The sequence below is a fragment of the Paenibacillus terricola genome (genome assembly GCF_014779765.1).
Taxonomy (GTDB): Bacteria; Bacillota; Bacilli; order Paenibacillales; family Paenibacillaceae; genus Paenibacillus_T; species Paenibacillus_T terricola.
On the sequence record NZ_JACXZA010000002.1, the window covers coordinates 98,396 to 113,690 of the forward strand.

A 15,295-nucleotide genomic window follows, 5' to 3' on the forward strand; every position below is an offset into this window, starting at 1 on the left:
GAATGTGATGAACCCTACAGAGCCAGCGCCTTTACTCAAGCCGTTGACCGAGGAACAAGTCGTTTTTTTCAGAGAGCAGGGTTATTTCTTGTTTAAGAAAGGCATGTCTTCGGATCTAGTCGATGCATTTAATGGTCATATCTATGACATTCGGAATCAAGACCCGATGCCGGAGTGGGCTGCTGTCGATCCTGCTAAGAAATATGCGCTGCGTCTGTTCAATCCGCACAAGCACGATAGCTTCTCCAGGCAACTGATGAAGCATGCCATTGTTCGGGGAGCGCTGGCTCAATTGATGGGGATGGAAGCGGTATGCGTACAGAGCATGTATTTCTATAAGGAACCGGGTTCCCCAGGTCAAGCTTCTCATCAAGACTACTATTATATTAAAAATGATCCGATGACGATGATAGCGGCTTGGACGGCTATGGAAGATTTGATCGATGTAGAAACCGGATGTCTCTGGGTCATGCCGGGGACGCATAAGCTCGGATTGCTGCCGCATGGCGCAGTGAAGGATATCGAGGAGAATGAAGCGTGGACCGATGAGACCGAAGGCGTGGACACGAGTCGTCAGATCCCTGTCATTATGGAAAAAGGGGATATACTGTTCTTCAGCGAACTGCTTATCCACTCGTCCAAGAAAAACCGCAGCAAGGACCGCTGGCGTCGGTCGTATGTATGTCATTATATCCGCGAGGACTCCAACATCCTTCACCGTGAAGATCTGCGTCAGAAATATCCGCTATACTAGCCGTAGATTCGTATTGAGAGTGATGCCCACCCGGTAACGAGCCGGGTGGGTTTTCGTTTGTTCGATCGAAACCGTTTTATATGTATTTTTATTATATTGGGCGAACATAATGTTATATTTTGCAACGATGCTGGAAGTATATAATAGATTTGCTGATTATTTTTGCCGCATCTTAACTGTGGATTCTATGTTATACATTCAGCACTCTTGAGGAGGACTTCACTTGACCATTCATGAAAGCGCATATACTGGGTATCTTTTGGTTCATTTTATCGGTGAACAGCCAGATGGGGAGCAGGTTTACTTCTCGTATTCCGAGGACGGACTGTTCTGGAAGGATTTGAATGCAGGTCTGCCTGTTCTTCGTTCGGAGTTGGGAGAGAAGGGTGTACGGGATCCATTCGTAGTGCGTTCGCCTAAGGATGGCAAGTTCTATCTTATTGCTACGGATCTTCGTATTGCGAGTGGCAAAGGCTGGGGGAGCGCAGTAAACGAAGGAAGCCGCGACATGATCATCTGGGAATCGTCGGATCTTGTGAATTGGACTTCTCCTTGGTCGGTTACGCTTGCGATTCCAGGTGCTGGTTGTCTGTGGGCGCCTGAGACGGTATATGACGAAGCAGCAGACGAGTTTCTCGTGTTCTGGGCATCTGCTACGACGGATCTGGGCGAAGACGAACGGAAGCACAAAATCTATAGCTCGAGAACGAGGGATTTCCGCAACTTCACGCCGGCTGAGCGGTACATCGTGCGCGATAACCATATTATCGACACGACGATTATCGAGAGCAACGGCGCGTACTACCGTTATTCCAAAGACGAAACGACGAAGAACATTCGCGTAGAACGTGGTACTTCATTAGATAAAGATGCTTTCACGAACGTGAACGCACCTGTTCTGGAAGCGCTGCATGGCGTGGAAGGGCCGCAAATCTTCAAATTCAACGATCGTGAAGAATGGTGCCTCATCGTAGACCGTTTCGCAGAGGGCAAAGGTTATCTGCCTCTCGTTACAACTGACCTTGCAAGCGGTGAATTCCGTGTGCTAGAAGACGGACAGTTCGACTTGGGTAAAACAAAAAAACGTCACGGCGGCGTCATGCCGATTACAGCGGAGGAGTCTGCTCGACTTATTGCAGTATTCGGCGATGGACAACAAATTTTGCCTGGACAATTCGCTGATCCGGACATCGCGAAGTTCGGTGACAAATATTACATCTATCCGACCAAGGATGGCTTCGATGGCTGGTCGGGCACACAGTTCCACGTGTTCTCTTCCGATGACCGCCGCCTGTGGAAGGATGAAGGCCTCATTCTGGATCTCGCAACGGACGACGTTCCTTGGGCGATTGGCAGCGCATGGGCGCCAGCGATTGCGACGCGTAATGACCGCTATTACTATTACTTCTGCGGCAAGGAAAAAAGCGGCGTTAGCGCAATTGGTGTCGCTGTAGCAGATACTCCAATTGGTCCATTCCGTGCGCAGCCGGAGCCGCTTGTAACGATGGACATGATGAAGCGCCTCGGCATCAAGATGGGTCAAACGATTGACCCGTCCATCTATATCGACGAAGATGGTACACCATACATGCTGTTCGGTAATAGCGATGGCGCAATTGTGCAGCTGGGCGATGACATGGTAAGCGTCATTGAAGATACGATGGCGAATATTGACGGTCTTCACGATTTCCGCGAAGCGGTTACGGTCCTGAGGCGTGGCGGACTCTATCACTTCACTTGGTCATGCGATGACACGGGCAGCGAGAACTACCATGTAAACTATGGTACATCGGAGAACCTGTACGGGCCTGTTCAATATCGCTACACGGTTCTTGAGAAAAATAAAGACAAAGACATGCTCGGCACTGCGCACCATTCGATTATGCGCGAGCCAGGACGCGATCAGTATTGGATCGCGTACCACCGCTTCGTTACACCGCTCACGCGGTTTACGGAAGGAAAAGGCTTCCACCGTGAGACTTGCCTGACGGAGCTGTTCTTCGGCGAAGACGGGTTGATGAAGAAGGTCGAGCTGTAGGGTTTGATAGAAGTGTATGAAAGCCTCCGATTCGTCGGGGGCTTGTTTATATTCAAGATACTAAGCTTGGAGTGAGGAGAATCATTAAGCTGCTTGGTCTATGCCTTATTCTCATTGGAAAACCTTTAATTCATGACCTGTTTACATGTACATAACTGTACTACAATGAAATAGATTAGACATCAAATCAAGCAAGGGAGTAATAATAATGGGTTATATCGAAGAAGCGACATCAACATTCCGTTCCTATTATCCCGCGTTAACCCGGGCTCATGATTTCGACTCATTCTGGGACGAAACGATTCAGCAAGCCCAGAATGTGCCGCTGCAGCCTATTAGAACGAAACGAGATTATCCGATACCTAATGTCGATGTTTACGATGTTCAATTCTGCGGGATGGATGAAACGAGAATCCATGGCTTATACATTGTTCCTGCTTTCTTGAACAAGGAGAAATATCCTTGCATCGTTCATTATCATGGGTTCTCGAATAACCGAGGAGAAGCTTCGGATTTCATGCATTGGGTGATGATGGGATTTGCCGTCCTTTCCGTCGATTGCAGAGAGCAAGGCGGCAAAACAGGCAACAGCGCGCCAACGACGAGCGGATTCTCAGCGAATCTGGCAAGCAAAGGCGTTCATGATAAGTACGAGTATTATTATCGTTACGTCTACATGGATTGTATGAAGGCTATCGATTTCGCCTGTGCGCAAGAGGAAGTAGATAATTCGCGTATTGTGGTGGAGGGCGGAAGCCAGGGCGGCGCGCTTGCGATGGCAATGGCGGCCTTGGACAGCAGACCGGTATTGGCAATGGTTGATGTGCCTAGCAACAGCAATCTTGTTCGCCGCGTGGAAGGCATGCATGGTGCGTTTGCTAGTGTGGCGGAGTATGTGAAGAAGCATCCTGAACGAGTGGATGTTGTCTTTGACACGTTAAGTTATTTTGACACGATGAATATGGCAGATCGAATCACATGTAGAGTCCTTGCGTCGGTCGCGTTAAAGGATGAAATTTGTCCGCCAGAAATGTATTACGCGACGTACAACCGTATTCAAAGCGAGAAGGAGATTGTGATCTATCCGTTCAATGGCCATGAAGGCGGCGGGTCGACGCAAACGGAGGTTAAACTTACTTATTTGAACAAATGGTTTAGGGATTGGTTTTAAAATAAGGCTCAGTTCATTCACACTATAAATTGTCTAACAAGACATAAGCCCACCTATTGAAGGTGGGTTTATGTTTGGTATTCATTCTGCTAGTTCGATTATTTGATCGTTTATATTGGAATCAGTTTTTCATTCTTCAATTTCCCATTGCGGATTCCAGACGACTTCCCATAGATGACCATCAGGGTCTTGAAAGTATCCTGAATAACCTCCCCAGAAAGTATCATGAGGCGGGACTGTAATAACAGCCCCCGCTTTCTGTGCTTGTTCCATTAACTCGTTAACTTCTTGTTTGCTTCCTACATTATGTCCAATCGTAAATTCTGTTGGGCTTGCCGTTGTTTTAAGGAGTTTAGTATCATGGGCGATATCATTTCGATTCCAAATTGCAAGACGCAGACCTGCCTGTAAGTCGAAAAAAGCGACGGCTCCGTGCTCGAACTCTTGGCCAACAATTCCATCTGTAGAAAACCCCAAGCCATCTCGATAGAAAGAGAGTGACTTCTCTAAATCATCTACTCCGAGTGTTAAAACCGTTATTCGTGGTTTCATCCTTTAACCTCCCAATTCTAAAATGTGCCCTACATGTTTGCAGCTATCGTAAGTGTAATTTACAACGAATCTAGCGAAATTGCGATAGGCTTGTCCCTTCTACCCTTTTACAATGAGGAATAGAAGCTAAGCATCGAGGGGGCAGCACGTTATGATAAATGCGATTTCACAAGTAATTACCTATCCTGCTCCAACTGCCATCCCTAGAAACCGATAGCCGATTTTGATTATATCCGTTACAGCAGATTGGAGAAGTAGACAAGAAAGAAGCCTGCTCTCTGATGAGAAGCAGGCTCTTCTTGATAGATAGGTTCTAAATGGAGTTCAGACTGCCGACAAAGTCCTTCAGCTGTTTGGTCAATTGTTTGTCAGCGGGGTCCCTTGCTAATAGAAAGAACAGGCTGTTCAACTCACCTTGATGATCTATTATCGTCGTTTTATTTGCAGGGATATACATCTCATTGATAAATTGGTTCATGATGAAATCTAATGTTTCGCCGTCTTGCGTTTGTGTGAAGGATGTCAGGTGTGAAATAGAAGCAGCGGCTGTAACGGCCGCGATACAACGGGTAAAGGCCGTCTCATCCATCTCTTGGCCAAAGCATTCGCCTACCTGCGCTAATTGCCTCTGAAATGTTTTGTCTGTTTGCTCTTGGAGGAGCTGATAGCGTTGATTACTATGAATGAGTGAATAGAAGTACCAGAATATTGCTAGGATTGTAATACCGATTAACAGCTTGTTGAGAAATGTGCTTGCACGCATGAAATATCCTCTTCCTATTGAAATTGAATTCCAGTATATTACATGTAATGAATTCTATATCTACTAGACTACAGGGTCAACCCTTAAGAAAGGGAACCTAGTACTTTCACATTAAGGAGCCTCGCCAATGCTCGAGCTTTTCACTGTTCGCATAGAGCCGTTGCCAGCTTATGTAATCCGACGGCTGCTAGAGCAAGTTTCGGCTGACCGACAGCGCCGATATGAACGCTTCCGTATCGAAGCAGACGCCGTAAGGAGCTTATTCTCGGAGCTTGTTGTTCGTAGAATTGTAATGGAACGGAACGGCATACACAATGACGCGATCGTCTTTGGTGCGAATGCTCACGGAAAACCTAAGCTCGTGCATCCTGTTGGGATGCATTATAACGTCTCCCATTCAGGAGATTGGGTCGTGTGTGCGATCAGCGATGAGCCGGTAGGGATTGATATCGAACAAATCAAACCGATCGATATGGAAATCTCACGACGTTTCTTCTCTGCTATTGAGCATGAACAGTTGATGGAGCTGCCCGAGATGGAGCGTGTTAATCGGTTCTATGAGTTATGGGCGCTGAAGGAAAGCTTCGTGAAGGCAGTGGGGAAGGGGTTGTCGATGCCGCTTGATTCGTTCTCTTTTCGATTTGAATGCGATGGTGTAATCCAACTGCGAGCACCTGCTCCATATGAACGTTTCTCGGGATGTTTATTGGAGATTGATGAAGCTTATAAACTTGCCGTTTGTTCGAGTAAGGAACAACAAATGTCGAAGATTAACACTTGGTCAACAATAGACTGGTTGTAAGCAGCAAAGAGTGGCGTAGATAAAGGGGAGAGGAACTATGTTAGACAGAAGTTTGAAGTGGTACAGGGTAATCCTTAAGCGAGCGGCGGGAACTGCAGTGCCGCAAGTTGAGTTGCCTTCAGGCTATTCCTTCGTCCATTATCAGACAGGCGACGAAGAGGCTTGGGCTGACATTGAAGCTTCTGTGCTGGAGTTTGATAGTCAGGACGAGGCAATGGTTTATTTTACAACGAGATACTTGCCCTTTCAGGATGAGTTGATGCGAAGAACCTTGTTTATACAAGCAGCAAATGGAGAGAAAGTGGCTACCTTTACAGCCTGGTGGAACTATACGGATAAACGTCGTCATCCCTTTGTTCACGCAGTAGCCGTTAAGCCGCAGCATCAAGGAGTTGGGTTAGGGAAGGCGCTCATTGCGGCTGGCATCAAACATATGATAGAGCTCGAAGGCGACTGTGTCATGTACATTCCTACCTCGACATGGGCTTATCGTGCAATTAAGCTTTATCGATCAGCAGGATTTGAGTTTGAATGGGAAGAACCTGTACCAGGGGGGTTCGTTAATCAGACAACACAAGCGATCGAAGTATTGAAGGGGCGCTTATCGTTCTGGGAATAAATTTCTGTTAGTCGTCGTTGGAGAGGTGAAGGCGTGGTCGATTATGATAAGGTAACGGATTCTATTTTAAGCCGCCATACGAACTCACGACTAATCATTGGGATTGACGGGCTAAGTCGATCAGGGAAGACCACCTTTACAGTCGAATTGGGGGAGCGATTGCTTCGACACGGGAAAGCTGTTTGCATCTTCCACATCGACGACTACATTGTGGAACGCAAGAAGAGATACGACACTGAATTCGATCAATGGTACGAGTATTACAACCTTCAATGGGATGTTGAACGATTACGTGAACAATTATTCTCAAAGTTAAGCCAAGCAGAAGAGATAAGCCTTCCCTTCTACGACTCTTGTTTGGATCAATTAGGCGATAAGACTGTTGCCTTATCCAGTGACTGCATTCTGATTGTTGAAGGTGTATTCCTTCAACGAGCAGAGTGGCGGGACTATTTTGACTTCGTCGTGTATTTGGATTGTCCAAGGGAGAAACGATTCGAACGTGAATCTGCATCTGCCAAGGCTAACCTTGACAAATTCGGATTAAGGTATTGGAAAGCTGAAGACTTCTATATGAATGCAATAGCTCCATTAGCCAATGCCGATATGATTATTAGTTCGGAATGATCCAAATTAGAAGACCGCAGCAGTCCTGACAAGACCGCTGCGGTCTTCTTTCACTTGCCAGTCGTTACATCAGTAAGCTCCCATCTCGATTGTGAAGACTTGCGATTGAAATGGAACAGATACGATGACCGCTGCTCGGACTGCTTCATCAGGGTCACGTTGAGCCTTACTTGAGTCGTTAATGCGCCATTATCAATCGGTTGCCCATCCGATGCGTTTGACTTATGCGGCTTATCGATTCGAATCGTGCGAATATCCGGCATTTGTTTCGTCCATTCCGCCACTTTGTCAGACGGCATTCCGACTGCAATTTGCGTGAGCAGATAAGGCTCGTCATGATCCATCGCCTCGACAAAGCTTGCTGCAAGAAGAGCCGGGGAGGCGGTGTCCAAATATTCACGAACCTGGCCTGCAGCCTTGTAGATCATAAGATGATGGGCTACATCCGGTTCATCCGATTTGTGCGTCGTACTTCCGAGGAAGTGTACGCAGAAATGACCGGAGAAATCATTATCAGGAATCCCATCCCCGCCATGCGGCATACCATTCATGGACGCTGCGATCCAATGTCCATTCGTATGAATGAGAACCGCTTTCCGATTCCAGCTCCATTCGCCGCCATAAATTTCTTTCATTATGCGGGAATCTTCTTTCGTTAACGGCTGTACATCCGCATGGTCGCTGCCTGCTCGCCTTTGCACTCGGAAGGATTTGCCGGAAGCGATGTCGGTAATCGAAAAAATGCCTTTACGCGGCGCCAACTCCCTTGCCTGCGACCAATCGATCAGCTTGCCATAATACTGCTCACGAAGCAGTACAGCCAGCAGTCGCAGTTGTTGTGCCGCTTCTGTCGAAATGATGATGCGCTTATGGGCTGTTTCATCCCATAAGCTGCCTTGTTTCTCCAACCTATATGCTTTCTGCTGGCCTTGCTGCATAATTGTAAGCTCGATGTCGGGATATAAATTCACCTGATTAACGGATTCCTGACTAACCTTCTGCAGTGCTTTGGTTATGATCGGACTGTTAATCGTTAGCTGGCTTTCGAGCTGTGCATCCGGATCAGCCCGTACCGTCATGATGACCTTCGGGGGCTGAGCAACTGGACGGCGAGCAGCAGCTTCGGTGGAGGCATAGGAATCGTTAGGCAGCAAGATGCCAGCCAGCAGGAAGCTAATGATAACAACAAATGCAGTATGACCATTCCGATAGCGATGATGATGCTGCTTCACCTTGTATTTCTCCTCCTTAACTATACTCCGACTTGTATTGTTATCTTGTATCGCCCTCACTATGTAGCTTTTCCGACATTGCGTAAGTTGGTTATTGCTGCATGCCAGCATAAGCGGAGCGAAAGTAAGGCACATTAGCAGAGGATAAATGCAGGGGGTATGCGACAATGGTCTTTTCTTGGCTGGCATTAATGCTAATGCTCATGCAGCAACCGCAGCCGCAGCCGATTCCAGTCCCTTATAAACCTGAGCTTCCTAGAACATTAACGATCGTCCAGCAGGGACAGCCCGTTGCCAAGGTCGACCGCAAGCACTACACAATTGGGGCCATTGGCGAACCGTTCGTTTATGATGAACAGCTGGATAAGCTGGGAGACGATCTTGCTCGGCGTACGGATCGTCCGCCGGTGAATGCCAAGCTCGACAGTGCGGGCCGTATTGTGATGGAGAAATCGGGAGCAAGGCTGGATCGGGCCGTATTAGCCGAAAATATTTATCGTTTTCTTATCGAAGGCGGAAGCACACAGGTGGAAGTTCCTCAACAGCCCGTCTACCCGAAGGTGGACAGTGAGCTGCTTGCGCAAATAAAAGAGAAGGCGATCGGTCATTACGCGACCTATTACAACTCGAACAATAAGAACCGATCCCATAATATCTCGCTTGCGGCTAACGCAATTAACAACACGGTCGTTTTCCCTGGCGAGGTATTCTCTTTTAATGCAGTGGTAGGCCAGCGAACGGCTGATAAAGGCTACATGAGGGCACCTGTTATTGTACGGGGAGAAATGTCGGAAGATATTGGCGGCGGTATCTGTCAAATCTCATCTACATTGTTTAATGCGGCTGATCGCGCTGGTCTTCATATCGTGCAGCGTTATTCGCACAGCCGCAATGTGCATTATGTGCCGCATGGGCGTGATGCGACAGTTAGTTGGAATGGTCCAGATTTTGCATTCCAGAACAAATACAGCATGCCGATTCTAATTCGCGCATTCGCGCAGCATGGCCAAGTGTACATCGCGATCCATTCGAACGAGATGATTCACTATAAACCACGCGAAGTGCCGCATGCATCCAAGCAACTGCCAGAGGAAGTGCGGGCAGAACGCGGCGTTCAGAGCACGCTCCCATCGCTTCCGTGAATGGATGAAGCAGTTATGTGTGTATGCTCCCAATGTCAGGTTGTTGATGGCACCGGGGGCATATACATTTGCTTGTTATGAGGCGAGTGGCAGCAAATCGAATTTTTTGTATAAGACCGATTGACATTCTGTTAATGTAACTGATATAGTTACAACCAAGACGACAGCGTATTGGCAGGAGGGATCGATCATGATAAGCAGCAGATTTAGCGTAGCAGTTCATATTTTGTCATTGATTGATGTCCATGCTGGCAAAATAACGTCGGAGCGTATCGCAGGCAGCGTAAATACGAATGCGGTTGTGATTCGGCGTATTATGAGCTTGCTAAGCAAATCGGGTCTTATCGAATCGCGCCCAGGCGTAACAGGCATTAAGCTTGTTCGTCCATTGACTGAAATCACGTTGTACGATGTTTATCGTGCAGTCGAACTGCCGGAGAACGACGTGTTGTTCACGGTCCATCAGAATACGAACATTAAGTGCATGGTTGGTCGCAATATTCAAAATGCACTGATGCCACCGCTTCTTGATGCGCAGCGTGAACTGGAGCAATCGCTAGCCAAGACGAGTGTCGCAGAGGTTACAAAGACGATTGTCTCGCAGGGTTAACCGCTTAGATTGAAGCTGTATCATTTTTTTACCCTTAATTGTAACTGTAACGGTTACTAATACCAAAAACAGCTGTTGCTTCCGAAGTAAGTTTTTTTTGCTTACAAGGAAGGATTGCAGTGAAGCAGCAGCAAAAAAACTTTTAGGAGGCGTTCAACAATGAAAATCGCAGTTATTGGAGCAAGCGGCAAAGCAGGTCAGGAGATCGTGAAGGAAGCAGTGGCACGTGGTCATGAAGTAACGGCAATCGTCCGTGATGCATCGAAGGTTCAGGATTCTTCGATTCAAGTCATTCAGAAGGATGTGTTCCAGCTTCAAGCAGAAGACGTAAAGGGCTTCGATGCTGTAGTGAACGCTTTTGGCGCACCAGGTGGTCAAGAACATTTGCATATTGAGGCAGGGCAAGCGCTGATCAAAGCGCTCAAAGGAGCACCATCCACACGTCTGATTGTTGTCGGCGGGGCAGGCAGTCTGTTCGTCGATCCAGCTCTGACTACACGTTTGTACGATACGCCTGAATTCCCGGCGATTTATCTGGCAACCGCGCGCAGCCAAGGTCAGAACCTTGCGGATTTGCAGCAGTCGGAAGGCGTACAATGGACATTCGTCAGCCCATCGGCCTTCTTCGATCCAGCTGGTAACCGTACAGGTAAATACACGGCAGGCCAAGATCAATTGCTTGTCAACTCGGAAGGCAACAGCTATATTAGCTATGCGGACTATGCGATTGCGATCGTTGATGAATTGGAGCAGCCGAAACATCAGAACCGCCGCTTCACTGTCGTTGGCGAAGCGAAATAACGATTGTTGGCGGGGTGACCCAGATCGGCTTGATCAAAGGCATTATTTTCGATATGGACAATACATTGCTGCAGTCACGCATTGACTTCGGTGCGATGAAGCGGGATGTATACAACTATTTGCAGGCTCAAGGGTTCTTAGAACAGGGCTTGCAATTGACGGAGTATACGACTTCCATGCTGATTGAGCAGGCTAAGCGTCAAGGGCTGGATGCTGGCCGTTATACAGAGACGATGCGCATCACTAGGCAGCATGAGATTGTTGGCATGAGCGATGCGACTCTTGAGCCCGAGGCGGAATCTTTGCTATCGGCGCTTGAAGAGGAATATGTACTCGTCGTCGTTACGAACAATGCAGAAGAAGCAGCGACGGAAGCACTAACTCGAACGGGTATAGCTTCACGGTTTCAACTGATCGTCGGACGGGAAAGCATGACGGAGATGAAGCCTGGTCCTTCTGGCTACCAAGAGGTCGTTAAGCGAACCGGCATTCCGGCGGAGCATTGGCTGTCGATCGGCGACTCTTGGATCGATGGGAGAGGTTCCATTGATGCCGGCATCCGATTCGTTGGTTATCAGACGAAGGATGAGGAGCTTGCTTCACGAGGCGTAGAGCCAATTGCGAGACTGACGCGGTTGTCTCAGCTGCTCGATACGATTCAAATTGTGGAGCTGCAATAAATAATGGGAGAAAGTCGAGCTGGATTCTGGCGCAGATATGCGCTGGGATACGATGCTCGGCTTTCTTTATTTTGAACGAGCGATAAAGGGGGGGCGGCTGGACATACTTCGAGCAAGAGAAATTGTCATCAGAAAGGGTGGATACAGCTATCCGAATACCGAAGCTGCTATCGATCAGCGTCGTTGTCATTGTTCTAATCGTGCTCTGGTGTCAGCATCGTCTGGAGGTTGAAGAGGCGAATCGAAATTCAATCAAACAGCTGTATCAGGCCAAGACCGACCTCGCCTTCCGTACGTTTATACAAGAAACACCATCCTATAAGCCTCTGGCTGATGTGTTCGATGCGATTAGTAAGGTGAAGGATACGGACACTCCTGCACTTATACAGAAGCTGCTTGATGCTGCCAAAGAGCAGGGAGAGAGTATGAATGAGCGGTTGTTGCTATTAATTGAATTTTGTGATGACACTACCGACAATGCGGATCCTCAGTTGATGATTAATCGTTCTATTATGACGTCTTCGAAGCAGCAGGAGTTGTTTATGCTAGCCTTCCGAGGGAACATCTGGAATGCGGCTTACAACGCGAGCTATCGTTATTGGAAGGCGAAGCCGAAGGTGCTTGATACGAGGACGAAACAAACGATGGCAGATGTTGCTGCAGAGCTGCATGAACTTGAAGCAACTATGACATTGTTGAAGAAATCAGCAGATTTTGCAGCAAGTCAGGACGACCCAGCTGCCGACATCGAGTTGAAGAGACGATTTGTGAAAGACATTGAGCCAACTCTCACGAAGCTTGCTGATATCCAAGAAGCCTACAACGCACAACCTCAGACGAAATAAAAAAAACGCTGCATAAGCAACGCGTTTTTTAAGTACGCTCGAACAAAAGTTGTATCCCAACGGGGCACGCGACTCCTAGCACTACGTAAATCATAGAGATCTTTGTCGCACTACCAACCCCTTCCGGGGTCCCGGGGCTCTCCAACCCCGGGGGTCCTCCCTTGCAGGGAGGATTTAGGCGGGTAGAAAATTTATTATCTCGCCAGCCAGCCGCCGTCTACATTAAGCACATGGCCGTTCATATAATCGGATGCTGCCGATGCGAGGAAGACAACGGGACCCTTTAGGTCGTCAGGTGTTCCCCAGCGTGCAGCTGGAATACGATCCGTAATCGATTTGAAGCGTGCTTCATCGGCTACGATTGGTGCAGTGTTATTCGTCGTCATGTAGCCTGGCGCTATCGCATTGATCTGGACACCGCGGCCAGCCCATTCGTTAGCAAGAGCCTTCGTCAATCCGGCAACAGCATGCTTGCTCGCTGTATACCCAGGAACGTTGATGCCGCCTTGGTAGGAGAGCATGGAAGCGATGTTGATGATTTTGCCGCTGCCGCGTTCCAACATATGTCGGCCTGCCAGTTGAGACAGATAGAATACCGAGTTGAGGTTCAGGTCAATAACATCCTGCCAGTCCTTTGCCGAATGTTCAGCCGCAGGTGCGCGGCGGATAATGCCAGCGTTGTTGACGAGAATATCAATCTTGCCGAAGCAGCTTACAGCGCGCTCGAATACCGATTCGAGCGTATCTGCTTGGGAGAGGTCGGCAGAGATTTGTTCGATCTGTCCGCCGATTGCGCGTACTGCTTCAACCGTACTGTTGCTGTTCGAAGAAGAGATTGCAACGATAGAAGCGCCAGCCTCTGCGAGGCCGATTGCCATTGCTGCGCCAAGGCCGCCGGACGTGCCGGTGACGAGTGCGGTTTTGCCTGTGAGGTCGAATAGCATCGTAGGTTCCTACCTTTCCTGATCGGCGTACACTTGAAGTGAAGCGCCGGCTTGTCGATATTGATCAGCTGTTTCCTCCGTCATGCCAGCGTCCGTCAAGACAGCGGCAACCTCATGGAAACCAGCGAATGTGAACAGTGCGCCTTGGCCGAACTTATGATGATCGACCGCAGCATACACGGTTTTGGCCGTCTCAATTAATGCTCGTTTGAAGTCGACGAGGTCGCCCGTATAAATCGTAAAGCCGAACTCAGGATGTACGCCTGTCGCTGACAGGAACGCTTTGCTAATGTTCAGCTTGCGAATATACGCGGTTGCCTCGGCGCCTGCGAGCATATTGCGAACGCGGTAGCCGCCCGGGACGACGAGACGAATCTCATCCTTGCGGGCAAGCTCCGCGATAATGTGCACATCGTTCGTTACGACCGTAAGCGGCTTGTTCGCAAGCCGTCTTGCGATTTCGAGCGTTGTGCTGCCGCCATCCAATGCAATGATATCACCGGGCTCGATCAACTTCAGCGCTAGCTCAGCAATCTCTGCTTTCTCGGAGGCATGACGATCGAGCGGCTCCTGCTGGGACAGGATGCCGAGCTGATCGTTATGCGCCAATACGGCGCCGCCATGAATGCGCATGAGCAGCCCTTTCTCCTCCAGCTTGGCGAGATCCTCGCGAATCGTCTTGCCCGTAACGTTCAGCCGTTCGCTGAGTTCCGTTACGGTTACCTCTTGAGAAGCGAGCAGGGCTTCCATGATCAATTCATGGCGGCGGTGCGAATGCATCATTTTATTTCAGATCCTGTGGAGCAACAGCGTCCATGTCTTCGAAGATTTGGTTCTCGCCGCCCATACCCCAGATGAACGTGTAGCTTGTTGTACCAACACCGCTGTGAATGGACCAGCTTGGCGAGAGGATCGCTTGCTCGTTGCGAACAACGAGGTGGCGCGTTTCTTGCGGTTCACCCATCAGGTGGAAGACGTTGCCGTCAGCTGCCATATCGAAGTACAGATAAACTTCGGAACGGCGGTTGTGCGTATGGCAAGGCATCGTATTCCAGTTGCTGCCTGGCTTCAGAAGCGTCATGCCCATTACGAGCTGGCAACTCTGAATGCCGTTCGTATGAATGTAGCGGTAGATCGTGCGCTCGTTGTTCGTCGTGAGAGCGCCTAGGTTGTTCGGGGAAGCTTCGCTGATTGCTGCTTTGACCGTTGGATACGTTTTGTGCGCCGGCGTGGAGTTCAAGTAGAACTTCGCTGATTGCGAAGCATCCGCGCTAGCAAATACAACGTCTTGTGCGCCAAGGCCAACATACAGGCAGTCCTTTGGTTCCATATCATAAGTCGTGCCGTCTACCGTAATGGTACCGCGGCCGCCGATGTTAATGATGCCGATCTCGCGGCGTTCAAGGAACGTTGCAGCACCAATCGTATGCGTATCTGCTTCGAGCTTCACTGGCTTGGACACGGGGAAAGCGCCGCCTACGATGAAGCGGTCAACGTGGGAGTAAGTAAGCGTCAGTTCGTCTTGCACGAACAGCTTCTCGATCAGAAATTCTTGACGCAGACGCGTCGTATCGTACGATTTAACATCAGTTGGGTGTGCAGCATAACGGATTTCCATTAGAAGAGGCCTCCAGTTCAATTGGTTTAACTAAGTTTATTTTGGTTCATTTACGTTTACTTTAACGTTCATTTTGGAATAATGCAACCCTTTAATA

17 protein-coding genes are annotated in these 15,295 nt (G+C 48.7%); 11 read left to right on the plus strand and 6 right to left on the minus strand.

All coding sequences use genetic code 11. The features are described from left to right. Positions 1 to 7 precede the first annotated feature (7 nt). The 3 genes from H8B09_RS07640 (at position 8) to H8B09_RS07650 (ending at position 3,963) form a co-directional block, all read left to right on the plus strand. Positions 8 to 754 (plus strand): phytanoyl-CoA dioxygenase family protein, encoded by a 747-nt coding sequence (locus tag H8B09_RS07640; RefSeq protein WP_191203752.1) that lies wholly within the window; start codon positions 8 to 10, stop codon positions 752 to 754. Between the two features lie 223 nt (positions 755 to 977). Next, positions 978 to 2,792, plus strand: a complete 1,815-nt coding sequence (locus tag H8B09_RS07645; protein WP_191202932.1) for a glycoside hydrolase family 43 protein — start codon at positions 978 to 980, stop codon at positions 2,790 to 2,792. A gap of 208 nt (positions 2,793 to 3,000) precedes the next feature. Next, positions 3,001 to 3,963 carry an acetylxylan esterase gene (locus H8B09_RS07650; protein ID WP_191202933.1) on the plus strand — a complete coding sequence of 321 codons (963 nt, stop codon included), beginning with the start codon at positions 3,001 to 3,003 and terminating at the stop codon, positions 3,961 to 3,963. A 129-nt stretch (positions 3,964 to 4,092) separates the two neighbouring features. Here the strand turns inward: H8B09_RS07650 and H8B09_RS07655 are convergent, their stop codons facing one another. Together H8B09_RS07655 and H8B09_RS07660 are read right to left on the minus strand one after the other, a co-directional pair. Continuing rightward, positions 4,093 to 4,515: a VOC family protein gene (locus H8B09_RS07655; RefSeq protein WP_191202934.1), complete on the minus strand. Its 423-nt coding sequence runs from the start codon at positions 4,513 to 4,515 to the stop codon at positions 4,093 to 4,095. Between the two features lie 313 nt (positions 4,516 to 4,828). Further along, the gene (locus H8B09_RS07660) at positions 4,829 to 5,278 is read right to left on the minus strand and encodes a hypothetical protein (RefSeq protein ID WP_191202935.1); all 450 of its coding nucleotides are present in this window, start codon (positions 5,276 to 5,278) and stop codon (positions 4,829 to 4,831) included. 127 nt (positions 5,279 to 5,405) lie between these two features. Here H8B09_RS07660 and H8B09_RS07665 point away from each other — a divergent pair, with 127 nt between their 5' ends. The 3 genes from H8B09_RS07665 to H8B09_RS07675 are packed head-to-tail and all read left to right on the plus strand — an operon-like array spanning position 5,406 to position 7,326. Beyond that, positions 5,406 to 6,080, plus strand: a complete 675-nt coding sequence (locus H8B09_RS07665) for a 4'-phosphopantetheinyl transferase family protein (protein WP_191202936.1) — start codon at positions 5,406 to 5,408, stop codon at positions 6,078 to 6,080. Positions 6,081 to 6,117: 37 nt separating this feature from the next. Beyond that, the gene (locus H8B09_RS07670) at positions 6,118 to 6,699 is read left to right on the plus strand and encodes a GNAT family N-acetyltransferase (RefSeq protein ID WP_191202937.1); all 582 of its coding nucleotides are present in this window, start codon (positions 6,118 to 6,120) and stop codon (positions 6,697 to 6,699) included. Between the two features lie 33 nt (positions 6,700 to 6,732). After that, positions 6,733 to 7,326, plus strand: a complete 594-nt coding sequence (locus tag H8B09_RS07675) for a kinase (RefSeq protein ID WP_191202938.1) — start codon at positions 6,733 to 6,735, stop codon at positions 7,324 to 7,326. A gap of 50 nt (positions 7,327 to 7,376) precedes the next feature. Here H8B09_RS07675 and H8B09_RS07680 read toward each other — a convergent pair whose 3' ends face one another. Continuing rightward, complete coding sequence (locus tag H8B09_RS07680) at positions 7,377 to 8,558, minus strand: hypothetical protein (protein ID WP_191202939.1); 1,182 nt, start codon at positions 8,556 to 8,558, stop codon at positions 7,377 to 7,379. Between the two features lie 167 nt (positions 8,559 to 8,725). On the opposite strand from H8B09_RS07680, the gene H8B09_RS07685 reads away from it, so the two are divergent. The 5 genes from H8B09_RS07685 (at position 8,726) to H8B09_RS07705 (ending at position 12,636) form a co-directional block, all read left to right on the plus strand. Continuing rightward, on the plus strand, positions 8,726 to 9,700 hold the full coding sequence (locus H8B09_RS07685) for a VanW family protein (RefSeq protein ID WP_191202940.1): 975 nt from the start codon (positions 8,726 to 8,728) through the stop codon (positions 9,698 to 9,700). A gap of 190 nt (positions 9,701 to 9,890) precedes the next feature. Then, positions 9,891 to 10,310 (plus strand): Rrf2 family transcriptional regulator, encoded by a 420-nt coding sequence (locus H8B09_RS07690; RefSeq protein ID WP_191202941.1) that lies wholly within the window; start codon positions 9,891 to 9,893, stop codon positions 10,308 to 10,310. Between the two features lie 159 nt (positions 10,311 to 10,469). After that, a complete protein-coding gene (locus H8B09_RS07695; RefSeq protein ID WP_191202942.1) occupies positions 10,470 to 11,111 on the plus strand; it encodes an NAD(P)-dependent oxidoreductase in 642 nt (213 codons plus the stop codon). A gap of 29 nt (positions 11,112 to 11,140) precedes the next feature. Then, positions 11,141 to 11,791, plus strand: coding sequence for an HAD family hydrolase (locus tag H8B09_RS07700; protein WP_224753401.1), 651 nt, complete (start codon positions 11,141 to 11,143; stop codon positions 11,789 to 11,791). Between the two features lie 122 nt (positions 11,792 to 11,913). Beyond that, the gene (locus H8B09_RS07705) at positions 11,914 to 12,636 is read left to right on the plus strand and encodes a hypothetical protein (RefSeq protein ID WP_224753402.1); all 723 of its coding nucleotides are present in this window, start codon (positions 11,914 to 11,916) and stop codon (positions 12,634 to 12,636) included. Between the two features lie 194 nt (positions 12,637 to 12,830). On the opposite strand, the gene kduD is transcribed toward H8B09_RS07705, so the two are convergent. Genes kduD through kduI form a run of 3 tightly spaced genes read right to left on the minus strand, consistent with a single transcriptional unit; the run spans position 12,831 to position 15,198 of the window. After that, the gene (kduD, locus tag H8B09_RS07710; RefSeq protein ID WP_191202944.1) at positions 12,831 to 13,580 is read right to left on the minus strand and encodes a 2-dehydro-3-deoxy-D-gluconate 5-dehydrogenase KduD; all 750 of its coding nucleotides are present in this window, start codon (positions 13,578 to 13,580) and stop codon (positions 12,831 to 12,833) included. A gap of 9 nt (positions 13,581 to 13,589) precedes the next feature. Further along, positions 13,590 to 14,360 carry a DeoR/GlpR family DNA-binding transcription regulator gene (locus H8B09_RS07715; RefSeq protein WP_191203754.1) on the minus strand — a complete coding sequence of 257 codons (771 nt, stop codon included), beginning with the start codon at positions 14,358 to 14,360 and terminating at the stop codon, positions 13,590 to 13,592. 4 nt (positions 14,361 to 14,364) lie between these two features. Further along, positions 14,365 to 15,198: a 5-dehydro-4-deoxy-D-glucuronate isomerase gene (kduI, locus tag H8B09_RS07720; RefSeq protein ID WP_191202945.1), complete on the minus strand. Its 834-nt coding sequence runs from the start codon at positions 15,196 to 15,198 to the stop codon at positions 14,365 to 14,367. Between the last annotated feature and the right edge of the window lie 97 nt (positions 15,199 to 15,295).